General features: G+C 67.5%; 23 protein-coding genes. 9 read left to right on the top strand and 14 right to left on the bottom strand.

From position 1 onward, the window contains the following. Positions 1-53 precede the first annotated feature (53 nt). The 3 genes from ASE58_RS08570 to ASE58_RS08560 are packed head-to-tail and all read left to right on the top strand — an operon-like array spanning position 54 to position 3,066. Positions 54-1,208 (top strand): 8-amino-7-oxononanoate synthase, encoded by a 1,155-nt coding sequence (locus tag ASE58_RS08570; protein WP_055819992.1) that lies wholly within the window; start codon positions 54-56, stop codon positions 1,206-1,208. Continuing rightward, positions 1,205-1,828 (top strand): dethiobiotin synthase, encoded by a 624-nt coding sequence (bioD, locus tag ASE58_RS08565; protein ID WP_055755821.1) that lies wholly within the window; start codon positions 1,205-1,207, stop codon positions 1,826-1,828. The genes ASE58_RS08570 and bioD overlap by 4 nt, the downstream gene beginning before the upstream one ends. After that, the gene (locus ASE58_RS08560; protein WP_055819990.1) at positions 1,825-3,066 is read left to right on the top strand and encodes an adenosylmethionine--8-amino-7-oxononanoate transaminase; all 1,242 of its coding nucleotides are present in this window, start codon (positions 1,825-1,827) and stop codon (positions 3,064-3,066) included. The genes bioD and ASE58_RS08560 overlap by 4 nt, the downstream gene beginning before the upstream one ends. Here ASE58_RS08560 and ASE58_RS08555 read toward each other — a convergent pair whose 3' ends face one another. The 9 genes from ASE58_RS08555 to ASE58_RS08515 all read right to left on the bottom strand — a co-directional run bounded on the left by ASE58_RS08555 (position 3,067) and on the right by ASE58_RS08515 (position 13,955). Then, complete coding sequence (locus ASE58_RS08555; protein WP_055819987.1) at positions 3,067-3,360, bottom strand: hypothetical protein; 294 nt, start codon at positions 3,358-3,360, stop codon at positions 3,067-3,069. 43 nt (positions 3,361-3,403) lie between these two features. Next, the gene (locus ASE58_RS08550; protein WP_055819984.1) at positions 3,404-4,414 is read right to left on the bottom strand and encodes a glycosyltransferase family 4 protein; all 1,011 of its coding nucleotides are present in this window, start codon (positions 4,412-4,414) and stop codon (positions 3,404-3,406) included. Continuing rightward, positions 4,414-5,970 carry an alpha-amylase family glycosyl hydrolase gene (locus tag ASE58_RS08545; protein WP_235513546.1) on the bottom strand — a complete coding sequence of 519 codons (1,557 nt, stop codon included), beginning with the start codon at positions 5,968-5,970 and terminating at the stop codon, positions 4,414-4,416. Before ASE58_RS08545 ends, ASE58_RS08550 begins: the two co-directional genes overlap by 1 nt. Before the next feature lie 35 nt (positions 5,971-6,005). Next, complete coding sequence (locus ASE58_RS08540; RefSeq protein WP_055819981.1) at positions 6,006-8,123, bottom strand: acetyl-CoA carboxylase biotin carboxylase subunit; 2,118 nt, start codon at positions 8,121-8,123, stop codon at positions 6,006-6,008. A 60-nt stretch (positions 8,124-8,183) separates the two neighbouring features. After that, the gene (gene bioB / locus ASE58_RS08535) at positions 8,184-9,218 is read right to left on the bottom strand and encodes a biotin synthase BioB (RefSeq protein ID WP_443024649.1); all 1,035 of its coding nucleotides are present in this window, start codon (positions 9,216-9,218) and stop codon (positions 8,184-8,186) included. Positions 9,219-9,220: 2 nt separating this feature from the next. Continuing rightward, complete coding sequence (scpA, locus tag ASE58_RS08530; protein WP_055819974.1) at positions 9,221-11,350, bottom strand: methylmalonyl-CoA mutase; 2,130 nt, start codon at positions 11,348-11,350, stop codon at positions 9,221-9,223. Positions 11,351-11,398: 48 nt separating this feature from the next. Then, complete coding sequence (locus ASE58_RS08525) at positions 11,399-12,175, bottom strand: enoyl-CoA hydratase-related protein (protein WP_055819972.1); 777 nt, start codon at positions 12,173-12,175, stop codon at positions 11,399-11,401. 129 nt (positions 12,176-12,304) lie between these two features. Next, positions 12,305-13,306: an RcnB family protein gene (locus tag ASE58_RS08520; protein ID WP_055819969.1), complete on the bottom strand. Its 1,002-nt coding sequence runs from the start codon at positions 13,304-13,306 to the stop codon at positions 12,305-12,307. Positions 13,307-13,412: 106 nt separating this feature from the next. Then, positions 13,413-13,955, bottom strand: a complete 543-nt coding sequence (locus ASE58_RS08515; protein WP_055819966.1) for a (2Fe-2S)-binding protein — start codon at positions 13,953-13,955, stop codon at positions 13,413-13,415. A gap of 104 nt (positions 13,956-14,059) precedes the next feature. On the opposite strand from ASE58_RS08515, the gene ASE58_RS08510 reads away from it, so the two are divergent. The 4 genes from ASE58_RS08510 to ASE58_RS08495 all read left to right on the top strand — a co-directional run bounded on the left by ASE58_RS08510 (position 14,060) and on the right by ASE58_RS08495 (position 17,757). Beyond that, the gene (locus ASE58_RS08510) at positions 14,060-14,857 is read left to right on the top strand and encodes a DODA-type extradiol aromatic ring-opening family dioxygenase (protein ID WP_055819963.1); all 798 of its coding nucleotides are present in this window, start codon (positions 14,060-14,062) and stop codon (positions 14,855-14,857) included. A gap of 76 nt (positions 14,858-14,933) precedes the next feature. Next, the gene (locus tag ASE58_RS08505; RefSeq protein ID WP_055819960.1) at positions 14,934-16,460 is read left to right on the top strand and encodes an acyl-CoA carboxylase subunit beta; all 1,527 of its coding nucleotides are present in this window, start codon (positions 14,934-14,936) and stop codon (positions 16,458-16,460) included. Positions 16,461-16,598: 138 nt separating this feature from the next. After that, complete coding sequence (gene mce, locus ASE58_RS08500) at positions 16,599-17,012, top strand: methylmalonyl-CoA epimerase (RefSeq protein ID WP_055819956.1); 414 nt, start codon at positions 16,599-16,601, stop codon at positions 17,010-17,012. A gap of 52 nt (positions 17,013-17,064) precedes the next feature. Then, complete coding sequence (locus ASE58_RS08495; RefSeq protein WP_055755794.1) at positions 17,065-17,757, top strand: prolyl hydroxylase family protein; 693 nt, start codon at positions 17,065-17,067, stop codon at positions 17,755-17,757. 222 nt (positions 17,758-17,979) lie between these two features. Here the strand turns inward: ASE58_RS08495 and ASE58_RS08490 are convergent, their stop codons facing one another. From ASE58_RS08490 to purF, 3 genes are all read right to left on the bottom strand, one after another. After that, positions 17,980-18,360 (bottom strand): hypothetical protein, encoded by a 381-nt coding sequence (locus ASE58_RS08490; protein WP_200909327.1) that lies wholly within the window; start codon positions 18,358-18,360, stop codon positions 17,980-17,982. 142 nt (positions 18,361-18,502) lie between these two features. Beyond that, on the bottom strand, positions 18,503-19,210 hold the full coding sequence (locus tag ASE58_RS08485) for an SDR family NAD(P)-dependent oxidoreductase (RefSeq protein ID WP_055819949.1): 708 nt from the start codon (positions 19,208-19,210) through the stop codon (positions 18,503-18,505). After that, the gene (purF, locus tag ASE58_RS08480; RefSeq protein ID WP_055755788.1) at positions 19,207-20,667 is read right to left on the bottom strand and encodes an amidophosphoribosyltransferase; all 1,461 of its coding nucleotides are present in this window, start codon (positions 20,665-20,667) and stop codon (positions 19,207-19,209) included. Before purF ends, ASE58_RS08485 begins: the two co-directional genes overlap by 4 nt. A 114-nt stretch (positions 20,668-20,781) precedes the next feature. Between purF and hisI the strand changes: the two genes are divergently transcribed. Then, positions 20,782-21,141 carry a phosphoribosyl-AMP cyclohydrolase gene (hisI, locus tag ASE58_RS08475; RefSeq protein ID WP_055819946.1) on the top strand — a complete coding sequence of 120 codons (360 nt, stop codon included), beginning with the start codon at positions 20,782-20,784 and terminating at the stop codon, positions 21,139-21,141. Next, positions 21,138-21,611 (top strand): hypothetical protein, encoded by a 474-nt coding sequence (locus ASE58_RS08470; RefSeq protein ID WP_055819944.1) that lies wholly within the window; start codon positions 21,138-21,140, stop codon positions 21,609-21,611. Before hisI ends, ASE58_RS08470 begins: the two co-directional genes overlap by 4 nt. 43 nt (positions 21,612-21,654) lie before the next feature. Here ASE58_RS08470 and ASE58_RS08465 read toward each other — a convergent pair whose 3' ends face one another. Both ASE58_RS08465 and ASE58_RS08460 read right to left on the bottom strand, forming a co-directional pair. Further along, entirely contained in the window at positions 21,655-23,019 is a 1,365-nt protein-coding gene (locus ASE58_RS08465) for a cryptochrome/photolyase family protein (RefSeq protein WP_055819941.1), read from the bottom strand. A gap of 9 nt (positions 23,020-23,028) precedes the next feature. Then, a complete protein-coding gene (locus ASE58_RS08460) occupies positions 23,029-23,937 on the bottom strand; it encodes a histone deacetylase family protein (RefSeq protein ID WP_055819937.1) in 909 nt (302 codons plus the stop codon). Position 23,938 lies beyond the last annotated feature (1 nt).

Below are 23,938 nucleotides of genomic sequence, written 5' to 3'. Positions count from 1 at the left end.
ACGGGCCGGACGATATGGGCATCGCCCCGACATGCCGCCGACAAAGGGGAGCGATGACCGACGATCGACGAGTGCCTGCCCCCCTGCCCCCGGCGTTGCGGCCGATCGCGGAGGACCTGCGGCGGCTGTCGGGCATCGACCGGCGGCGGCGGTTGGTCCCGATCGCAGGCCGCGATTTCGCATCGAACGATTATCTGGGGCTGGCCGGATCGGCGGTACTGCGCCGCGCGGTGGAGGACGCCGTGGCGCGCGGGGTTCCGGTGGGGTCGGGGGGATCGCGGCTGCTGCGCGGCAACCACGCGGAACCCGAGGCACTGGAGGCGGAGGCCGCCGCGTTCTTCGGCAGCGAAAGCGCCCTGTGGTTCGGCAGCGGCTTTTCCGCCAATGCCGCGCTGCTGGCGACGCTGCCGCAGCGTGGCGACCTGATCGTCCACGACACGCTGATCCATGCCAGCGCGCATGACGGAATGCGGATGGCACGGGCGCCATCGGTGGCGGCGGGCCATAACGACCCGGATGCGATCGAGGATGCGATCCGCGACTGGCGGCGACGCGGCGGCACCGGCAGCCCGTGGATCGCGATCGAGAGCCTGTACAGCATGGACGGCGACCGCGCGCCGCTGGCCGAGCTGGCCGAGGTCGCGGCGCGGCACGATGCGATGCTGCTGATCGACGAAGCCCATGCGACCGGCGTGTTCGGTCCCGATGGCCGCGGCCTTGCCGCCGCGTTGGAGGGGCAGCCGAACGTCATCACGCTGCGCACCTGTGGCAAGGCGCTGGGTAGCGAAGGGGCCTTGGTCTGCGGTCCGGCGGTCGTCACCGACTTTCTGGTCAACCGGGCACGCGGCTTCATCTTTTCGACGGCCCCCTCCCCCGTCATGGCGGCGGCGGCGCGGGCAGCCTTGCAGATCCTACGCGACGAACCCGAACGGCGGACGCAGCTGGCCGATCGGGTGACGCTGGCGAAGGCGCGGCTGGGGCCGCTCGGCGCGATGGTCAGCGGGTCGCAGATCATGCCGCTGATCGTCGGCGAGGATGGCCGGGCGATGGCGCTGGCCGAAGCGCTGCAGGCACGCGGCTTCGACATTCGCGGTATCCGCCCGCCGACCGTGCCCGCCGGCACCGCGCGGCTGCGCATCTCGCTGACGCTCAACATCGATGCGGCCGATATCGCCGCGCTGGGCGATGCCCTGGAGGAACTGGCATGACCGTGATCGTCGTCACCGGCACCGATACCGATGTCGGCAAGACCGTGTTCGCCGCCGCACTGACTGCTGCGCTGGGGGCATCCTACTGGAAACCGGTACAGGCCGGGACCGATGACGGAACCGACCGGCAGCGGGTGGCAAGGCTGGCGGGCATCGCGCCCGACCGCATCCTGCCCGAAGCCTATTCCCTCGCCACCCCCTGCTCCCCGCACCGCGCCGCCGCGATCGACGGGGTGACGATCGATCTCGACCGCCTCACGCTGCCACGGGTGGCGGGTCCACTGGTGGTGGAGGGGGCCGGCGGCGTGCTGGTGCCGATCGTCGGTACCACGACCTTCGCCGACCTGTTCGCGCGCTGGCAGCGGCCGGTTGTGCTGGTGGCCCGTACGGCGCTCGGCACGATCAACCACAGCCTGTTGTCGATCGAGGCACTGCGCGCGCGCGGCGTGCCGATCCGGGGCATCGCCTTCATCGGCGACGCCGTGCCCGACAGCGAGGAAACGATCGTGCGGCTGGGCGAAACCCGGCGGCTGGGGCGGTTGCCGTTCGTACCGGACCTGACGCCCGATGCCCTCGCCCGCGCCTTTGCCGCCGGGTTCGCCGTGGAGGATTTCCGATGAGCGCGGTGTGGCATCCCTTTACCCAGCACGGCCTGCGCGAACCGATCCCGCGGATCGTGCGCGGCGACGGCGCGGCGCTGTGGAGCGACGACGGGCGGCGGATCATCGATGCGATCTCGTCCTGGTGGGTGACGACGCACGGCCACAACCACCCGCGCATCACCGCCGCCATCGCCGAACAGGCGGGCACGCTCGACCAGATCATCTTTGCCGGCCACACCCACGAGCCGGCCGAGACGCTGGCGGCGGGGCTGTGCGCGATGCTGCCCGACGGGCTGACCCGCGTGTTCTTTTCGGACTCCGGGTCGACCAGCGTCGAGGTCGCGCTGAAGATGGCGCTCGGCTATTGGCGCAACCGGGGCGAGGCGCGGCACCGCATCCTCGTGCTGGAGCATGGCTATCATGGCGACACGATCGGCGCGATGTCGATCGGCGCGCGCGGCGTGTTCAACCAGGCCTATGCCCCGCTGCTGTTCGACGTGGGATCGATCCCCTTCCCCGACCCCGGCCGCGAGCAGGCGACCTATGACGCACTGGAGGCGGCGTGTCGCGACGGCGCGGCGGCGTTCATCGTCGAACCGCTGGTGCTGGGCGCCGGGGGCATGCGGATGTACCCGCCCGCCGTGCTGGCGGAAATGCAGCGCATCTGCCGCACGCACGACGTGCTGTTCATCGCCGACGAGGTGATGACCGCATGGGGCCGCACCGGCACGCTGACCGCGTGCGAACAGGCCGGGGTCGTGCCGGACATCCTGTGCCTGTCGAAAGGGCTGACCGGTGGCGCCATCCCGTTGGCGGTGACCATGGCGAGCGAAGCGATTTATCAGGCGCATTACGGGCCCGACCGGGCGACGATGTTCTTTCATTCGTCGAGCTACACCGCCAATCCGATCGCCTGCGCCGCCGCCAACGCCAATCTGGCAGTCTGGCGGGACGAGCCGGTCGCGGAACGGATCGCGTCGCTCGGCGAGCGACAAGCGGTTCGGCTGGCGGCATTGGCGCAGCATCCGCGCGTGTCGGGTGCGCGGCGGCTGGGCACGATCGCCGCGTTTGAGCTGGACGGCGACGAAGGTTACCTGTCCGACCGTGCACCCCTGCTGATGGCGCGGTTTCGCGATGCCGGGCTGCTGCTGCGGCCGTTGGGCACGACGCTGTACGTCATGCCGCCCTATTGCATCGACGATGCCGACCTGGACGCGATCTATGCCGCGCTCGGCGAGGCGTGCGACGCGGGATAATCAGGACGCGGCGTTGCGTCGCCGCGTCTCCCAGCCCTTCCGCGCGGCGGCCGACCGATCGGCGGCGGGGCGCTCCGCCGCTGCCTTGCCGCCGCGACGGGCCGAGGCATGGGTGTCGGGCTTGCCGCGCCCCGATCCGGACTTGTTGCCGCCGCCCGAATCCTTGTTGACGGTCGCCCACGCTCTAGCCTCCGCCTCTTTCTCCGGCACACCGCGCGCTTCATAGCTTTCGGCGATGTGATCGGCCTTGCGCTTCTGCTTGTCGGTATAGCTGCTCTTGTCACCGCGCGGCATGTCGGGCCTCCGTTGCTTGAAAAATCAGGCAGTTAGCGTGGTTTCATGCCGACAGGATCGAGGTGTAGAGCGCGTGGTAGCGCTCGGCCATCGCCTCCACCGAAAAGCGTTCGGCAACGATCCGGCGACAGTCCGCACGATCGATCTCTCCCACGCGGTCGATCGCGGCGACGGCTTCGTCCAGCGTGTCGACCAGGAAGCCGTTGACGCCGTGTTCGATCAGTTCGGGCATCGATCCCCGGTTATAGGCGATGACCGGCGTGCCGCACGCCATCGCCTCAACCACCGACAGGCCGAACGGTTCGTCGAAGCCGATCAGGTGGAGCAGCGCCCGCGCCCCGCCCAGCAGGTCGGTGCGCGCCGTGCCGCCGACCGCGCCGTGATAGACGACGCGCTCGCCATCGACATGCGGCTCGACGTCCTCCCGCCAATAGCGGTCGTCCTGCACGATGCCGGCCATGTGCAGGCGGCGGCCGCTGGCGTGTGCGGCGGCGATGGCTTCCGCCGCGCCCTTGTCGGGATGCATCCGGCCAAAGAACAGCAGGTCGTCGCTGCCCGCCGGATCGAACGGAAAATCATCCAGCGGAATGCCGTGATGGATCGTCGCGGCGTAGTGCAGTGACGGATGCCGGTCGGCGTCGCTGATCGCTACATAGTGCACGCGATCCTGATAGGGCGCATACATCGGCAGGATGCGGTCGGATGAAAAGCCGTGGATCGTCGTCACCATCGGCGTGTCGACCAGCCCGGAAAAGGCATGGGCCGGAAAGTCCGCCTGATTATGGATCAGGTCGAATTCCCCCGCGCGCTCGAACACATGCGCCAAGTGTGCAAACTCCCACACCTTCGCATCGATCGACGGGTCCTCGCTATACGGCGCGGGCACCACCCCGGCGAGCGTCGCGGCGGTGATGCTGTCCTGTGTCGCGAACAGGGTCACATCGACACCGCGCGCGACCAGCGCCTCGGTCAGCAGGCTGGTGACCAGTTCCCACGGGCCATAGTGGCGCGGCGGCGTGCGCCACGCGATCGGGGCAATCATCGCGATACGCATCAGGATACTTTCAGGATCAGCCCCTCGGCGGGGCGCAGATGGGTGGGATCGCCGGCATCGGCATGGGTCGACAGGACGACCTCTGCCGCCTCGACCGGGTTGGCGACCGGTCGGTCACCGAGGTTCAGGACGATGCGGTAGGCACCGCGGCGATAGGTCAGGACATCGCCTTGCGCCCGCACGTCGTCGATCGGCCCGGTCGCCAATGCCGGTGTCGCGCGGCGGAGTGCCAGCAGGCGGCGATAGAAGCTGAGCATCGACGCCGGATCGTCCGCCTGTGCCTCGACATTCAGCGGCAAGTGCGCCGGGTCGATCGGCAGCCACGGATCGCCGGTGGTAAACCCGCCGCTCGCATCCCACGGCAGCGGCGTGCGAACCGGATCGCGCCCCAGCCCCAGGCCGGGTTCACGCAGCTCGCGCGGGTCCTGCACCTTGTCCGGCGGCACCTGCGCATCGGTCAGGCCCAGTTCGTCACCCTGATACAGCGTCGGCGTGCCGCGTAGCGTCAGCAGCAGCATCGCCGCCACCCGCGCCTGGGCGATGCCGACACGGGTTGCGATCCGCGGGCGGTCATGGTTGCCCAGCACCCAGTTGGGCCAGCCACCCTCGGGCAGTGCCGCCTCATACTCTACGATCCGCACGGCGAGTTCGGCGGCGTCCCACTTCGCCTCGATCAGCTGGAAATTGAACGGCAGGTGGACGCCGGGGGCTTCGGCCGTGCCGTAATAGGTCATCAGCCTGGGAATCGGCAGATAGATTTCGCCGACCAGCACTGCGCCGAATTCGTCGGCCTGTCGCCGCATCGCCGTGCCGATGGCGTGGACTTCGGGCTGATCGGTCGAGTTGAGCTGCAACACGCGGTGCATGTCGCCCATGCCTTCGCGAAAATCCGGATTGGGCGGATTGTCGGGAAAGTCGGCGTGCTTGACCATGTGCCACTGCACGTCGATGCGGAATCCGTCGACGCCGCGATCGAACCAGAAACGCATCGCCGCCAGCATCGCCGCCTGTACGTCCGGATTGCGCCAGTTCAGATCGGGCTGTTCGGGCAGGAATGCGCGGGAGTAATATTGGCCGGTGGCGGGATCGAACGTCCAGGCCGGCCCGCCGAAATCGCTGATCCAGTTGTTGGGCGGCCCGCCATCCGGCGCGGGATCGCGCCAGATATACCAGTCGCGCTTCGGATTATTGCGCGACGATCGGCTCTCGACAAACCATGGATGCCGGTCGGAGCTGTGGTTCGGCACGAAATCGAGCAGCACACGGATGCCCGCCGCAAGCGCCTTAACCAGCAGTGCATCAAAATCGGCAAGCGTCCCGAAACGCGGATCGATCCCGGTATAGTCCGCCACATCATAGCCGAAATCGGCCATCGGCGAGGGGTAAATCGGCGAAATCCAGATCGCATCGATGCCCAGCTCGGCCAGATAGTCGATCCGGTCGGCAATGCCGTTCAGGTCACCAATCCCATCCCCGTCGCTGTCGGCGAAGGAGCGCGGGTAGATTTGATAGATGGTGGCGGCCTGCCACCATGGTTGCGCTGGGGAAACGATCACGCACCGACAAGCCGCCAGAGGGCAAAGGGTTCCGCTTATTCGAACTCCATGATGACCGCATCGACCGCCAGGCTGTCGCCGGCGGCGTGGGCGATGCGGGCCACGGTGCCGGGGCGTTCGGCGCGCAGGATGTTTTCCATCTTCATCGCCTCGACCACCGCCAGCGGTTGTCCCGCCTCGACCTTCTGCCCTTCGGCCACCTCGACACGGGTCAGCAAGCCCGGCATCGGGCACAGCAGGAACCGCGAAAGATCGGGCGGGACCTTTTCGATCATATGCTGCGTCAGCGCGGCGACATGCGGCGGCAGGACGCGGACGATATGGGTTGCGCCGCGCGCGGTCAGCTTCCACCCGCCGATGGTGCGGGCCACGCGAACAGCGAGTTCGTGGTCGTCAATCCGTGCGACCACCACCCGCTGCGACGGACGCCAGTGCATCACGACGTCAAGCGGCACGTCGCCATCGATATTGACGAGCAGGCCGCCCTCATAGCCATCGACGCAGATTTCGAAGCGACGGTCGCCGATGGTGACGATCCGTTCGGTCGAGGGTGCCGGGCGGGTGCCGAGCTGCCCATCGATCGCGCGGACCCGCAGCGACTGTTCGAGGTCGATCAGCACCGCGACCGCCGCCAGTTGCCGCAGCAGCGCCGCGTCGGCCGGCGCGCCGTGGAAGCCGTCGGGATATTCCTCCGCGATGAAGCCGGTGGTCAGCGCGCCGTCACGGAAGCGGGGATGCTGCATGATCGCCGACAGGAAATCGATATTGTTTCCGACCCCGGCCAGTTCGAACCGGTCGAGCGCCGCGATCTGCGCATCGATCGCCGCTTCGCGCGTCGGGGCCCAGGTGACGAGCTTGGCGATCATCGGGTCATAGAACATGCTGACCTCACCACCCTCGACCACGCCGTCGTCGACGCGGGTGCGAATAGTTTCCTCCCCGCTCGCGGGGAAGGGGACCGCCGACCGCAGGTCGGTGGTGGAGGGGGTTGGCCGCGAACGATCCGCGTGCGGACGCCCCCCTCGACCATGCTTCGCACGGTCCCCCTCCCCGTGCCGGGGAGGATTGTAGCGGGTGAGGCGGCCGGTGCTGGGCAGGAAACCCCGATACGGATCTTCGGCATAGACCCGGTTCTCGATCGCCCAGCCGGTCAGCTTCACCTCGTCCTGCGTGAAGGCGAGCGTTTCCCCCGCCGCGACGCGCAGCATCTGTTCGACCAGATCGAGGCCGGTGATTTCCTCGGTAACCGGATGCTCGACCTGCAACCGGGTGTTCATTTCGAGGAAGTAGAAGCTCTCCCCCGTCACATCCGCGCCCGATACGATCAGTTCGACGGTGCCGGCCGAATAATAGCCGACCGCCCGGGCCAGCGCGACTGCCTGTTCACCCATCGCCTTGCGCATTGCGGGCGTGACGAAGGGCGATGGCGCTTCCTCGACCACCTTCTGGTGGCGGCGCTGGATCGAGCATTCGCGCTCGCCGAGATAGACGATGTTGCCGTGCTGGTCGCCCAGCACCTGGATTTCGATGTGGCGCGGGCTTTCGATGAACTTCTCGATGAACACGCGATCGTCGCCGAAGCTCGCCAGCCCCTCGCGCTTGGTCGCCTCGAACCCCTCGCGAACGTCCTGTTCGCTCCACGCCAGGCGCATCCCCTTGCCGCCGCCGCCGGCCGATGCCTTCATCATCACCGGATAACCGATGTCGGTGGCGATCCGCACCGCCTCCTCGGTATCGGCGATCTCACCCAGATAGCCGGGGACGACGTTGACCCCGGCGGCCTGCGCCAGCTTCTTCGATTCGATCTTGTCGCCCATCGCGGCGATCGCGTTCGGCGGCGGGCCGACAAAGGCGATGCCGGCATCGGCACAGGCGCGGGCAAAACTCTCGCGCTCGGACAGGAATCCGTAGCCGGGATGGATGCAGTCGGCCCCGGTCGCCTTCGCCGCCGCAAGGATCAGCTCCGCCTTCAGATAGCTCTCGGCCGCAGGCGCCGGGCCCAGCCGGACGCTCTCGTCCGCCATCATGACGTGCGGCGCGCGGGCGTCGGCATCGGAATAGACCGCGACGGTCGCGATCCCCATCCGCTTGGCCGTCCGCATCACCCGGCACGCGATTTCGCCGCGATTGGCGACCAGAATCTTCTTGAACACGTCACTCTCCTGTCCGCCCTGCTATGGCAGGGTCAGCATGTCATTCGGCGGGGCGCTGCGTCAGCAGCACCCGCCCTTTCGCATCGGTTCCTCCGCGACCATCGGCGTCATGCCCAGCTTCGCCAGCAGCGCCGCATCGGCATCGTCGCCGGCATTGCCGGTGGTCAGCAGCCGGTCGCCGGTGAAGATCGAATTGGCCCCGGCCATGAAGCACATCGCCTGCGTCGCATCCGACATGCTTTCGCGTCCGGCGGACAGGCGGACCATGCTCAACGGCATGGTGATCCGCGCAACGGCGACGGTGCGGACGAACTCGATATCGTCGATCTTTGCCAGCGGGGTGTCGGCGAGCATGTTGCCGAGCACCGTGCCCTTGATCGGCACCAGCGCATTGACCGGCACGCTTTCGGGATGGCGCGGCAGCGTGGCGAGCGCGTGGACGAAGCCGACGCGATCGGCGCGGGTCTCGCCCAGCCCGACGATCCCGCCGCTGCACACGTTGATCCCCGCCGCGCGGACATGCGCCAGCGTGTCGATCCGATCCTCGAAGCTGCGCGTCGAGATGATGTTGGCGTAGTTTTCGGGCGAGGTGTCGATGTTGTGGTTGTAATAATCGAGCCCCGCCGCCGCCAGCCGCTGTGCCTGATCGGGGGTCAGCATGCCGAGCGTCATGCAGGTTTCCATGCCCATCGCCCGGACGCCCTCGACCATGGCGATCACCGCGTCCATGTCGCGGTCCTTCGGGTTGCGCCATGCCGCGCCCATGCAGAAACGCTGCGACCCGGCCGCCTTCGCCTCGGCGGCAGAGGCGAGCACCGCCTGCACCTCCATCAGCTTTTCGGCCTTCAGCTGCGTGTCGGCGCTGGCCGATTGCGAGCAATAGCCGCAATCCTCCGGGCAGCCGCCGGTCTTGATCGACAGGAGCGTGCAGAGCTGCACCTGCCCGACCGCGTGGTGGGCACGGTGGACGGTCTGGGCACGGTACATCAGTTCATCGAACGGCAGGTCGAACAGGTCGGCGATTTCGGCACGGGTCCAGTCGGTGCGTACCTCCCCCGTTCCGATCGCCGGGGCAGCTTCGACAGACGCAATCACATTCATTCCACAGTCTCTCCAACCGGCGGCAGGTTGTGGCCGAGCAGTTTCAGCACCTCCGCCGCCGCATGGACCAGGTTGGTGCCCGGTCCGAAAATCGCCGCCACCCCGGCTTCGCGGAGCAACGCATAATCCTGCGGCGGGATCACCCCGCCGGCAATGACGCGAATATCGCTACGACCGGCATCCGCCAAGCACCCGATGAGTTCGGGGATCAGCGTATTGTGCCCAGCGGCCAGGCTGGAGGCGCCGACGACATCGACCCCTTCGGCAATCGCCAGCTGCGCAGTTTCCTGCGGCGTCTGGAACAGCGGCCCGGACACGATATCGAACCCCAGATCGGCAAAGGCGCTGGCGACGACGTTCGCGCCGCGATCGTGGCCGTCCTGCCCCATCTTGGCGACCAGCATGCGCGGCTTGCGCCCCATGCGGCGTTCGACCGCCGCGACGCCTTCGCCCGCGCGGCGCCAGCCATCGTCATCGGCATGGGCGGGGCCATAGATGCCCTTGACCGGGGTCACCGACACCGCATGACGACCGAACGCCGCCTCCATCGCCGCCGACATTTCGCCCAGCGTAGCGCGGGCACGCGCGGCATCGACGCACAGCGCCAGCAGGTTGCCGTCCCCGCGCGCGCCGTCCTGCAATGCAGTCAGCGCCGCCTGGGTCTTCGCCTCGTCCCGTTCGGCCTTCACCCGCTCGATCCGACGAATCTGGTCGGCACGGACCTTCGCGTTGTCGATCGAGAGGATGTCGATCGGGTCTTCCTCGGCCAGCCGGTATTTGTTGACGCCGACGATGACGTCCTCGGCCCGATCGACACGCGCCTGCCGCGCGGCGGCGGCGCGTTCGATATGTTCCTTGGGCAACCCCGAGTTCACGGCATCGATCATGCCGCCCGCCGCCTCGATCTCCTCGATCAGCGCCCAAGCCTTGTCGGCCAGCTCCTTCGTCAGCGCCTCGACATAATAGCTGCCGCCCAGCGGATCGACGACATGGGTCATGCCGGTTTCTTCCTGCAGGATCAGCTGCGTATTGCGCGCGATCCGGGCGGAAAAGTCGGTCGGCAGCGCGACCGCTTCGTCGAGCGAGTTGGTGTGGAGCGACTGGGTACCCCCGAACGTCGCGGCCATCGCCTCCACAGTGGTGCGGATGACGTTGTTATACGGGTCCTGCTCGGTCAGCGACACGCCGCTGGTCTGGCAGTGCGTGCGCAGCGTCTGGCTGCGGGGCGAACCACCGAAATCGGCGATGATCCGGCTCCACAGCATGCGCGCGGCGCGCAGCTTCGCGATCTCCATGAAGAAGTTCATGCCGATGCCGAAGAAGAACGACAGCCGCCCGGCGAACGCATCGATATCGAGGCCCCGGTCCAGCGCGGCGCGGACATAGGCCATGCCGTCGGCCAGCGTGAACGCCAGCTCCTGCACCGCGGTCGCCCCGGCCTCGTGCATGTGATAGCCGCTGATCGAGATGCTGTTGAACCGCGGCATATGCTCGGCGGTGTACGCGATGATGTCCGACACGATCCGCATCGATGGCGCGGGCGGATAGATGTAAGTGTTGCGGACCATGAACTCCTTGAGGATGTCGTTCTGGATCGTGCCCGACAGCTTCTCGGGGCCGACGCCCTGCTCCTCCGCCGCGACGATGTAGAAGGCGAGGCACGGCAGCACCGCGCCGTTCATCGTCATACTGACCGACATGGTGTCGAGCGGGATGCCGTCGAACAGGATCTTCATGTCATCGATCGTGTCGATCGCGACCCCGGCCTTCCCCACATCGCCCGCCACGCGCGGATGGTCGCTGTCGTACCCGCGATGGGTGGCGAGGTCGAAGGCGACCGACAGCCCCTTCTGCCCTGCGCCCAAGTTGCGGCGATAGAAGGCGTTGGATTCCTCGGCGGTCGAGAAGCCGGCGTATTGGCGGATGGTCCATGGCCGCCCGGCATACATCGACGCCTTCACCCCGCGCGTGAACGGCGCGAAGCCGGGCAGGCCGGGATCGGGTGCGTCGGCGGCGGTGTAGAGCGGCTTGACCACGATCCCCTCGGGCGTGGTCCAGTGCAGGTCGGCGTCCTTCACCTCGCGCGCGGCGAGCTTCTGCCAATCGTCGAGCGTCGGGCCGGTCATCGCATGGTCCCTATCGCCGGACGGGGGGTCAAGTCGAGGCAGGTCATGTCAGGCTCCGGTAAAACGGGGAGTACGCTTGGTGAGGAAGGCGGTGCCGCCCTCCACCGCATCGCTGGTCGCGCGGGCGGTACGCTGCGCGTCCGCTTCGCGTGCCATCGCGGCGGGATAGTCGTGGTCGAGGGCATAGGCGAGGTTGCGGCGCGTCAGGCCCAGCGCGACGGTCGGTCCTGCCGCCAGTCGGCGGGCAAGCGCCAGCGCTTCGTCGTCGAGGCTCCCGCCATCGACCACGGCGTGGATCATGCCCCAGTCGAGCGCGGTAGCGGCGGGCACCCGTTCGCCCAGCATCATCATCCGCGTTGCACGGGCGCGACCGATCAGGCGCGGGAGCATCCAGCTGGCCCCGCCATCGGGGACAAGGCCGATATTGACGAACGCCTGCAGGAAATAGGCATCGTCGGCCGCGACACAGAAATCGGCCGCGAGCGCGAGGCTGCACCCGATCCCCGCCGCAGCACCCCGCACCGCGCTGACCACCGGGACCGACAGGTCGGCGATCGTCTGTAGCGTCGGGTTATAGTGGTTGGTGAGCGCGGCATGGGTCATGGCCGGCGCGTCGTCACCGCTCAGCGCCGCCATGACATCGGCGCCCGAGCAGAAGGCGCGCCCTGCCCCGGTGAGCAGCACCGCGCGCGCGCCATCGAGATTGGCCAGCGCCTCGCGGATCGCATCGAACATCGCCGGTGGCGCGGCGTTCAGCCGGTCGGGCCGGTCGAGCGTGATGCGCAGCACGTCGCTGTCGCGCGTCACCTGGATATCGCCTGCCATCGAATCGCTCTCCCGTATCTTTTGATACGGTTTGCGGAAAGGACGCGGCGATTGCCAGCCCAAACGCCAGACAGAAAGACGCGCGGCGGGGTTGCCCCCACCGCGCGCGCCCGTGCCGTAGCGACAGGCTTACCAGAAAATGTCGTACTCGACGTCGACCACCTGACCACTGCGGACGTCCACCAGCAGTGCGTCGTTGTAATAGCGCACCCAGCGATACGGCCCCCACACATCGGGCAGGCGATAGGAATAGGGATCGTTGATCCAGTAGTTCGACCCGAACAGATAGGAATTGAGCGTCACGCCCACGCCGAACCGGCGATAGCCATAGCCCCAGCCTGATGGCGCATAGTAGCGCGGCAGGCGATAGACGTTGCGGTTCTGCTGGCGATAGCGGTTCCAGTCATAGCGGTCGTCCCGCCGCCAGCCGCGATCCCACTGACCGCCGCGTTCCCACCGGTTGCCGCGATCCCAGTTCCGGTCGCCCCGGTTCCAGTCGTCACGACCCCAGTCGCGATCGCGGGTGCCACGATCCCAGCCGCCATTCTGCTGTTCGCGGCGCCATTGTTCGCGACGCCACTGGTCGTTGCGATCGCGATCGACCTGCCCCCGGCCCTCGGTACGCGGCCAGTCGCGGCGCAGCGCCTCGCGATCAATCTGCCCCTGCGCGTCGAGTGGCGGGGTACGGAAGTCGCGGTCGGGGCGCGGGGCCGGTGACGGCTCGGGCCGCCAGCCGCGATCCCCGCCGCGATTACCCTGCTGCCAGTCACGGCGCAGCGCTTCGCGATCGACCTGCCCGTTGCCGTCGCGCGGCGGGCGCGGGCGGTCGAAGCCGCCGCGATCGCCGCGGTCACCACGATCGCCGCGATCCTGCCAGCGCGGAGCGTCCGCGCTGCGTTGCGGTTCGACGCGCTGTTCCTCCATGCGCGGGCGCTCGGGGCGCGGCTGGGGCGCCTCGACGCGGATGTCGTTGCGGAATTCGGCGCGGGCGCCGGGGGTCTCGCCGCCCGGCGAGCGTTCGATCCGTTCGCGATTGCGCGGCCCGCGCAATTCCGGATCGACCTGCGCCATCGCCGCCGTCGGAACCAGCGCCGACACGCTCAACAGGGCCAGAAGAAAACGGCTCTTCATTGCTTGCCTCCACCGCCGGATGTCGCCGGCTTCGATGGATGCGGTTTATTACGGGCGCGATCAACCGTGGCTGAATGCCGGTGACAGCCAATTGAAAGAATGGCGGCTATCTGGCCGGCGGGGTCAGCGCGGGCGTTTCGCGCGCAGCCTCTACCCGGTCGATACCCGGACGTGGCGGGGGTGCGAGCGTCGCGTCGCCCCGCGCGGCGGCGGCGGCCTGTCGCACCGCATCGATCAGGCGCGGATAGATGCCGCAGCGGCACAGATGGTTCAGCGCGGCGGCGATCTCCGCCTCACCGGGATCGCGGTTCTGCCGCAGCAGCGCGACCGTCGCCATGACGAAGCCGGGGATGCAGAAGCCGCATTGCACGACCTGCGCCGCCAGGAACGCCGCCTGCACCGGATGGCTGCGGTCGCGGGCCAGCCCCTCGATCGTGGTGACGAACGTGCCCTCGAGGCTGCCGATCGTCACCTGGCAAGACTTTACCGCGCGCCCGTCGATATCGACAGTGCAGGCCCCGCAATGGCCGGTGCCGCAGCCATATTTGGTGCCGGTCAGGTTCGACACGTCGCGCAGCGCCCATAGCAGCGGCGTGTCCGGGTCGAGCCGATATTCCTGCGGCAAATTGTTGACGGTGAAACGGCTCATGCGGGCGACCTTGTAGGGGGCATCCCCCCGCGACGCCAAGTCGAAACGAGTCGTTTCCGTGCGCGGCCTTGAGTCGCATCGCCCGCAGCGCAACCTTGGCACCCATGACGCTCCCCATCCTGTTCGTGCCGCATGGCGGCGGCCCCTGCTTCTTCCTGAACCCCGGCCAGGCCCCCGACCCGATGTGGCGGCCGATGCAGGCGTATCTGACCGGGATGATCGATTCGCTGCCCGAGCGGCCGCGCGCGATCCTGATGATCTCCGGCCACTGGGAGGCGGATCGCCCGACCGTCCATGTCGGCGAGCGCCCGTCGCTGCTGTTCGATTATTATGGCTTTCCCGAACACACCTATCGCCTGCGCTGGGATGCCGCCGGCGCGCCGGACGTGGCGCGGCGGGCGGCCGGGCTGCTGGAAGGCGCCGGGTTCGAGACGGCAGAGGAGGCGACGCGCGGCTGGGATCACGGCGTGTTCGTGCCCATGATGGTCGCGGTGCCGGATGCCGATATCCCGCTGGTCCAGCTGTCGCTCGACCGCTCGCTCGATCCCGCCGCCCATATCGCGATGGGCCGGGCGCTGGCCCCGCTGCGCGACGAAGGCGTGCTGATCGTCGGGTCCGGCATGAGCTTTCACAATCTGCGCGCCCGTGGGCCGTCGGTGACGCCGATCGCCGACGAATGGGATGCGGCGCTGACCGCCGCTGTCACCGATCCCGATCCGGCCGCGCGGGCCGAACGGGTCGCGGAATGGGAAAGCCTGCCGCACGCCCGTTTCGCCCATCCCGAGGCCGAGCATCTGCTGCCGCTGATGGTCGCCCTTGGCGCGGGCGGCGATGGCCCGGCAGTGTGCGACTACCGCGATGTCGTCATGGGCTGGGTCGTGTCCGGCTACCGCTTCGGATAGCGCAAGAATATTGCGCTTCGCCCCCTCCTGCTGGCACAAGGGCGGAAACGCCCGACCAACGGGCCAAGGAGAGACGATGCTCGAAGCACTCGAAGCGCTGGAGAAACGCCGCGCGGCGGCGCGCGCCGGCGGCGGGGAAAAGCGGGTCGCGGCGCAACATGCCAAGGGCAAGCTGACCGCGCGCGAACGGCTGGACGTGTTCCTCGACGAAGGGTCCTTCGAGGAACTCGACATGTATGTCGAACATAACTGCGTCGATTTCGGGATGCCGGAACAGGTCGTGCCGGGCGACGGCGTGGTCACCGGATCGGGCACGGTCAACGGCCGGCTGGTCTATGTCTTCAGCCAGGACTTCACCGTGTTCGGCGGGTCGCTGTCCGAACGCCATGCCCAGAAGATCTGCAAGATCATGGACATGGCGATGAAGGTCGGCGCGCCGGTCATCGGCCTCAACGATTCGGGCGGCGCACGGATTCAGGAGGGCGTCGCGTCGCTGGGCGGCTATGCCGAGGTGTTCCAGCGCAACGTGCTGGCGTCGGGCGTCGTGCCGCAGCTCAGCCTCATCATGGGGCCGTGCGCGGGCGGCGCAGTCTATTCGCCTGCGATGACCGACTTCATCTTCATGGTGAAGGATTCGAGCTATATGTTCGTGACCGGCCCGGACGTGGTGAAGACGGTGACGAACGAGGTCGTGACCCAGGAGGAACTGGGCGGCGCGATCACCCACACCACCAAGTCGTCGGTCGCCGATTGCGCGTTCGAGAACGATATCGAGGCGCTGCTGGCGGCGCGCGATTTCGTCGACTTCCTGCCCGCCAATAACCAGACCGGCGTGCCCGAGCGGCCGAGCGACGATCCGTGGGACCGGTTGGAACCGAGCCTCGACACGCTGATCCCGCCCAGCGCCAACCAGCCCTATGACATGCACGAGCTGATCGTGCGGACGCTGGACGATGGCGACTTCTTCGAGTTGCAGCCGGCGCACGCGGGCAACATCATCATCGGCTTCGGCCGGATCGAGGGGCAGACGGTCGGGGTGGTCGCGAACCAGCCGATGGTGCTGGCCGGGTGCCTCGACATCAATTCGTCGAAGAAGGCGGCGCGGTTCGTGCGCTTCTGCGATGCGTTCGAGATTCCGATCGTGACGTTCGTCGACGTGCCCGGCTTCCTGCCGGGGGTCGGACAGGAGCATTCGGGCATCATCAAACATGGTGCCAAGCTGCTGTTCGCCTACGCCGAGGCGACGGTGCCCAAGATCACGGTCATCACCCGCAAGGCCTATGGCGGCGCCTACGACGTGATGGCGTCGAAGCATCTACGCGGCGATTTGAACTATGCGTGGCCGACCGCCGAAATCGCGGTGATGGGGGCGAAGGGGGCGGTCGAGATCATCTTCCGCTCGAAGGACCCGGCCGAGGTCGCGGCACGGACGGCGGAATATGAGGCGCGCTTCGCCAACCCGTTCGTCGCGGCGAGCAAGGGGTTCATCGATGAGGTGATCCTGCCGCATTCCACCCGGCGGCGGGTGGCGCTGGGGTTGCGCAAGCTCAGGAACAAGACGCTCGAGAATCCGTGGAAGAAGCATGACAATATTCCGCTGTGATATCCTCCCCGGCACGGGGAGGGGGACCAGCGCAGCTGGTGGAGGGGGCGTTCCCCGCAACGCAATGGTAGTGGAGCAGGACGCCCCCCTCCACCATCCTTCGGATGGCCCCCCTCCCCGTGCCGGGGAGGATTCGGCATGACCCTGGGCCGTCTCAACCATGTCGGCGTCGCCACGCCGTCAATCACCGCATCGATCGCGATGTATCGCGACCTGCTCGGTGCGGACGCCATTGGCGAGCCATTCGACCTGCCCGCACAAGGGGTGAAGGTCTGCTTCATCGATGCGCCCAATACGCAGATCGAATTGATCGAACCGTATGACGCCAGCTCGCCGATCGCGGGGTTTCTGGCGAAGAACCCGGCGGGCGGGCAGCATCATCTGTGTTTCGAGGTGGCGGACATTCCCGCCGCCGTTGCCGAGCTGACCGCCAAGGGTGCGCGGGTGCTGGGCGAACCGCGGATCGGGGCGCATGGGACGCCGATCGTCTTCGTCCACCCGCGCGACATGGGCGGGGTGCTGATCGAATTGATGGAGACGCCGGAGCATTGAGCGCTGGCCCGCCCCCTCGACACCCGCCCCGCTATCTGGTTGAACCCGCGCCATGAATACGCCTGTCCGTAAAGCGCCCGGTGGCCCCTCCCCCGTCCGGGCCGAATGGGGCCGGTCGGTCGAGGCGACGCTGTCCGCCGTACCCGGTATCCGCCGGGCCAAGACCGAGGGCGCGGTGCTGTTCGCCCTCACCGATTTCCTGTCGGACGACGAGTGCGACATGTTGATGGCGACGATCGATTCGGGCCGCCGCAAATCGACGCTGCTGACCGCGACCAACGATCCGAACTTCCGCACCAGCGACAGCTGCGACCTCGACCGCTGGCACCCGTTGCTGCAACCGATCGACGAGAAGATCGCGCACCTGCTGGGCATCCCGCCCGAACATGGCGAGACGATGCAGGGGCAGCGCTATGCGCCGGGGCAGCAGTTCCGGGCGCATAACGACTATTTCAACGAGAACGAGCCCTATTGGGCGTCGATGGCGGTGCAGGGCGGGCAACGAACCTGGACGGCGATGGTCTATCTGAACGAGGTCGAACAGGGCGGCGCTACATGGTTTCCGCAGGCCGGGGTACGGTTCAATCCGCGGCCGGGGATGCTGGTCGCGTGGAACAACATGCTGGCCGATGGCAGCCCCAATCTGGCGACGCTGCACGAGGGCATGGCTGTCGTGGAAGGTACGAAATACATCATCACGAAGTGGTTTCGCGAGCGCCCCTGGACCCCGACGATCGAGCCGTGATCGGGGCCAAAGTTCACTAAGTTCACACTCGCCGCGTTTTCTGGCGCTCCGTTGTTTCTCCCATTCACTACGTTGCCCCGGACTTGATCCGGGGTCCCGCTTTCTAACCGACGGAGCAGAAGAAGCGGGACCCCGGGTCAAGCCCGGGGTGACGATCTTGGCTGGTGATGTGGCTGTTGGAAAAGGGGGGCGGGTGCCCAACGGAGCGCCCACCCTGCCCGCTTACGCCTTCTTGCGCGCCCGCTTCGGGGCAGCGGCGGCTTCGGTGTCTTCTTCCTCGTCGGGCGTTTCCTCGCCGGCTTCGCTCAGTGCTTCGCCCAGCGCGCGCAGCTTTTCCTGCTGCTTGTCCGATTTATCGGCGATCTTCGTGGTCGCGGCACCCAGGCGGTGGAGCAGGTCGTGGACCCGGTCGCTGTCCGGCGCGTCCTTTTCGAGTTGCTTGCGCAGCGAGGCGAGGTCGCGGAGGATGCCCTTTGCGCCCGGCACGTCGGTGTCGGCCAGCGCGGCTTCCCAATCCTCGATCATCGTCGCGCCCTTGGCGGGCTTGGTTTCGTCCAGTCCGCGGTTGATCGCGTTCATCGTTCCGGCGAATTTAACGGCCATGGTCAGGCTCCTCGAAGGGCAAGCTGCACGCGCAGCCGCCGGTCAACGAGCGAGGTCGAAGCCGGCCCCGAGGAACACGAACTATTTGTTTTTATTGAAGTTCGGAACCGGTGACCCGACGGTACCGTACTGCGCCTCCGCGTCAGTCGACGCGGAGGCGGGTACCGCTTTCGAAGCCGTCGGCCATCAGCTTCACGATCGCGGCGGCAACCCGCTCGGGCGGCTTCACCGATTGCGGGTCTTCGCCGGGATAGGCGCGCTCGCGCATCTTCGTCCGGGTCGCGCCGGGATCGACGATCGCGGTGCGGACGGGCGAGATGTTGGCCATTTCGAGGCCGTAGCTGGCGATGATATTGTCGAACGCCGCCTTCGACGCGCCGTACATGCCCCAATAGGCACGCGGCGCCGCCCCGACCGAGGACGTGACGCCGACGACCTTGCCCGCCCGCGCAAGGCGCAGCATCGGCGAGAAGGCGGCGATCAGCGCGGCATTGGCGGTGACGTTCAACGCCATCACCTTGTCGAACTCCTTCAGGTCGAACGACGGCACCGGACCCAGCGTGCCGAGCGCACCGGCGTTCAGCACCAGCATGTCGAGCGCGCGCCAGCGATCGGCGATCGCCGACACCAGCTGCGGAATGGCGGTCAGGTCGTACAGGTCGATCGGCGCGATGGTGGCCGTGCCGCCCGCCGCATAGATCGCGTCCTCGACCTCCTCCAGCCCGCCGGTCGTCCGCGCGGTGAGGATGATGTGCGCGCCCTGCCCCGCCAGTGCGACGGCGGTGGCGGCACCGATCCCCCGGCTGGCACCCGTGACGAGCGCCAGCTGCCCCTGCAACGGCAAGCTCATCCGACCCGTTCGGCCAGATTGGCGAGCTGATCGACCGGGGTCGTCTCATCCTGATCGGTGAGCGGCGTCGGGTAATCGCCGGTGAAGCAGGCGTCGCAATATTTCGGGCGTACCGAGGTGCGGTTCGCTTCGCCGAGCGCGCGGTACAGGCCGTCGATCGAGATGAAGGCGAGGCTGTCGGCCTGGATATAGTCGGTCATGCCGCCCAGATCATATTTGGCCGCCAACAGCTTGGCGCGTTCAGGCGTGTCGACGCCGTAGAAGCACGAATGGCGCGTCGGGGGCGATGCGATGCGCATATGCACTTCGGCAGCCCCTGCATCGCGCATCATCTGCACGATCTTCAGCGATGTCGTGCCGCGCACGATCGAATCGTCGACCAGCACAATGCGCTTGCCCTCGATCAGCTTGCGGTTGGCGTTGTGCTTCAGCTTCACGCCCAGATGGCGGACCTTGTCGCCCGGCTGGATGAAGGTGCGCCCGACATAGTGCGAGCGAATGATGCCCAGTTCGAACGGAATGCCCGATGCCTGGGCGTAACCGATCGCGGCGGGAACGCCCGAATCGGGGACGGGGATGACCAGATCGGCCTCCACCGCATTTTCCTGCGCCAGTTCCGCGCCGATGGCTTTGCGCACCGAATAGATCGAGCGGTCTTCGCTGATCGAATCGGGGCGCGAGAAATAGACCCATTCGAAGATGCAGGGACGCGGCGAGAGCGGCGCGAACGGGCGGATCGAGCGCAGTTCGCCATTCTTGACGATCACCAGCTCGCCCGGTTCGACTTCGCGGACGAACTCGGCACCGACCACGTCGAGCGCGACGGTTTCCGAGGCAAAGATATAGGCGTCGTCGCCGAGCTTGCCCATCACCAGCGGCCGGATACCCAGCGGATCGCGGCAGGCGATCATCCCCTCGGGCGTCATGCAGATCAGCGAGTACGCACCCTCGACCTGCTTGAGCGCATCGATGAACCGGTCGAGCAGCGTCCGGTAGTTGGACGTCGCGACCAAGTGGATGATGACTTCGGTATCGCTGGTCGACTGGAAGATCGATCCCGTGCGGACCAGATCCTTGCGCAGCCGCATGGCGTTGGAAAGATTACCGTTATGCGCCACCGCAAAGCCACCCGACGCGAGTTCGGCGTAGAGCGGCTGGATGTTGCGGTTCGACGTTTCGCCGGTGGTCGAATAGCGGACATGGCCACAGGCAGTCGCGCCGGGGAGCGATTCGATCACCTCCGGCCGGTCGAAATTGCCCGCGACATGGCCCTGCGCCCGCTGGGTATGGAACATCGCCCCATCCCAGCTGCAGATGCCGGCCGCTTCCTGGCCACGATGCTGTAGCGCGTGGAGGCCGAGCGCCACGAGGGCCGCCGCGCCGTCCGCGCCGGAAACACCGAAGATGCCGCATTCTTCACGCAGCTTGTCGTCGTCAAATGGGTGGGTGGTGAACATAGGCCCTTCCGGGGATAAGCGTGTCACGCGGCTGCCATATAGGTAGCCTTTATCGATTTGTCGCCCTTTGATCGTCGATTGCGGCGGAACCATGATCGGCGATAGGGGTTGCGCATGACTTCGCGCGATACCGGCCTGACCCTGAACCCGAAATTCGATGCCGACGGACTGCTGACCGCGGTGTGCGTCGATGCCGATACGGGCGCGCCGTTGATGGTGGCGCATATGAATGCCGATGCGCTGCGGCTGACGCTGGAGACGAAGGAAGCGACCTTCTGGTCGCGGAGTCGCGCGGCGATCTGGAAGAAGGGCGAGACGTCGGGCAACGTGCTGCGCGTCGTCGAAGTGCGGATCGATTGCGATCAGGACGCACTGTGGGTGCGCTGCGTGCCCGCCGGGCCGGCATGCCATACCGGGGCGACCAGCTGTTTCTTTCGCCGGATCGAGGGCGATCGGCTGGTGCCGGTGGCATGAGGGGCTGGGCGGCGGCCCTGCTGTTGCTGGCGGGTTGTTCGCAAGCGGCAGTGCCGTCGCGCGAACCGGAGGGTGCGGCGCTCGAACAGGCCGCGATCGCGCGTGGCGTCGTGCGCGATGCCGCGGCCGCCGAGCCGGTCGGACTGTATGCGCGCGAGGGCGACCGGCTGTGCGTTGCCGGCCAGCGGATCGGGGCATTCGTCGACTATGGCGAGGCGAACGGGTGCAGCGCGCGCGGGCGGTTCGTCCGCGCGGGCGAGCGGCTGACGGTCGATTTCGGCAAGGGTTGTGCGTTCGAGGCCGGCTTCGACGGCGATGCGGTGCGCTTTCCGGGGGCGTTGCCTGCCGGGTGCGAGGCGGCGTGTCGCGGGCGAGCGTCGTTGTCGGGGCTGCGGTTTGACCGACTGAGCGAGAGCGGGTCGGAAGCGGCGGCGCTGCGCGATCCCGCCGGGCGGGGGTTGTGCGGGTAGGTCCCCGTACCCCCGCGTAGGCCGGGGATACGGTAGTGGCTCGCTAAAGCCCCCGTGCCGCTGCCAGTGCGCGTTCGCGTGCCTCGCGGTGGTCGATGATCTTTGCCGGATAGTCCTTCGGCCGGCACCCGGCCGCGTCCGGATCGTGGATCGCGGCGTCGGACAGCTTCGCGAGTTCGGGCACCCAGCGGCGGATATAGTCGGCGGCGTCGAACTTTTCCGACTGGGTGAGCGGGGCCATGATCCGCCCGAACATGTTCGAATCGACGCCGGTGCCGGCCACCCATTGCCAGTTGACCGCATTGTTGCCGAGATCGGCATCGACCAGACAGTCCCAATACCAGCGCTCGCCCTCGCGCCAGTCGATCAGCAGATGCTTGATGAGGAACGAGGCGGCGATCATCCGCACCCGATTGTGCATCCAGCCGGTCTGCCACAGCTGTCGCATACCGGCATCGACGATCGGATAGCCGGTGCGACCCTGCTGCCATGCCTTCAGGTCGCGTTTCGATGCGGCGTCGCTGCGCCATTTCAGCTTGTCATAGCGCGAGCGGCCATTGGCGTCGGCATAATCGGGCATCGACAGGATGACCCCGCTGGCGAAGTCGCGCCACGCCAGTTCCTTGCGATAGGTGGTGAGGCTGTCGCCCTGCCCGTCGAGCGCCGCCCAGATCTGGCGCGGGGAGATTTCGCCGTGGTGGATATGCGGCGACAGGTTGGAGCTGCCGTCGATCGAGGGCAGGTTGCGCGCCGTGTCATAGTCGCCGAGCCGATCCGCGAAGGATTTCAGCGCCTTGTGTGCGCCGTCTTCGCCCGGTTGCCATGCTTTCCCGAAGGCGGTCGACCAGTCGGGCTTGGTCGGGAGCAGCTTCCAGTCGGCGAGCTTGTCGGACTTGGGCCAGTTCGATGGCGCAGGAATGGCGCGCGGCATCGGTGCCGGGTCCTCGGGCGGCAGCATCTGGTTCAGCGCCTTCCAGAAGGACGAATAGATTTTGAACATACCACCCGAGCCGGTGCGGACGTCCTCCGGCGGGCGCAGATGGTTGCCGTCGTGGAGGGTGAGCGCGTCGCCCAGCGCCTCCTGCGCCTTTACCCACCATGGTTCGTAGTGGCGCATGGCATGAATGCGGGTCGCGCCGGTTTCCTTGCAGAGCTTGCGCAGTTCGGCGACCGCTTCGCCCCGGCGCAGGATCAGGCGCGACTCCTTGCCTCGCAGCGCTTCGTCGAACGAAGTCAGGCTGTGGTGCAGCCACCAGCGTTGCGCGCCGCCGATCGCCCAGTCGCCGGGCGATGTGTCGTCGAGGATATAGACGGGGATCACCGCCCCTTCGTCGATCGCGGCACGAAGCGCGGGTTGATCGCGCAGGCGGAGGTCCTGGCGGAGCCAGAGTAGGACGGGGTCGCTCATCGCGTGACGTTACGCTTGCGCGACGATCCCGGTTCCCTCCGCCACTGCGACGATCGAGGCGACATGGCGGCGCGATACTTCGAGCAGGTCGCCATAGCCGCCGCCCAGCGCACTGGCGATCGGCAGGCCGCGCGCCCTGGCCAGTTGCCCAATCCAGCGGTCGCGCGCGTCCAGCCCGGCTTGCGTCAGCGACAGGCGGCCGAGGCGGTCGTCAGCGAAGGGATCGACCCCGGCCTGATAGAGCAGCAGCGTCGGCGCAAAGCTGTCGATCAGCGGGACCAGCGTCGCCTTCAGCGTCGACAGATATTCGTCGTCGCCGACGCCATCGGGCAGCGGCACGTCGAGCGTCGACACGGCCTTTCGCGCCGGGAAGTTCTTTTCGGCATGGATCGAATAGGTGGCGAGGTTCGTGCGCCCGGCCAGCAGCGAGGCGGTGCCGTCGCCCTGATGCACGTCGACATCGACCACCAGCACCCGCTCGCACGTCCCCTCATCGACCAGCCGGTTGGCGGCGATGGCGAGGTCGTTGAAGACGCAATACCCCGCCCCGGTATCGGCCAGCGCGTGGTGGCTGCCCCCGGCGGTATTGGCGGCATAGCCCCGTTCCAGCGCGACCAGCGCGGCGGCATAGGTACCGCCGGGCACCGCCTGTGCGCGGAGTGCCATCGGCGGGGTGACGGGAAAGCCGATGCGGCGTTCCTTGTGCGGGGGCACGCGGGCCTCGATCACCTCGGCGACGTAGGTGTCGTCGTGCACCGCCTCGATCCACTTGCGCGGCATCGGGTCGCATCCGTGCCAGTCGATTGCCGGCCCCATCTCGCGCAGCAGATCGCGGACGAGGCCGTTCTTGCCCCAGCGATAGCGGCTGCCCGGCGGGCTTTCGGCGACATAATCGGGATGGTGGACGACGGGGATCACG

It is taken from the genome of Sphingomonas sp. Leaf9 (genome assembly GCF_001421355.1).
Classification (GTDB): Bacteria; Pseudomonadota; Alphaproteobacteria; order Sphingomonadales; family Sphingomonadaceae; genus Sphingomonas.
Note: the sequence above shows the minus strand (reverse complement) of the source record. Positions and strands in the feature narration are given on the sequence as shown.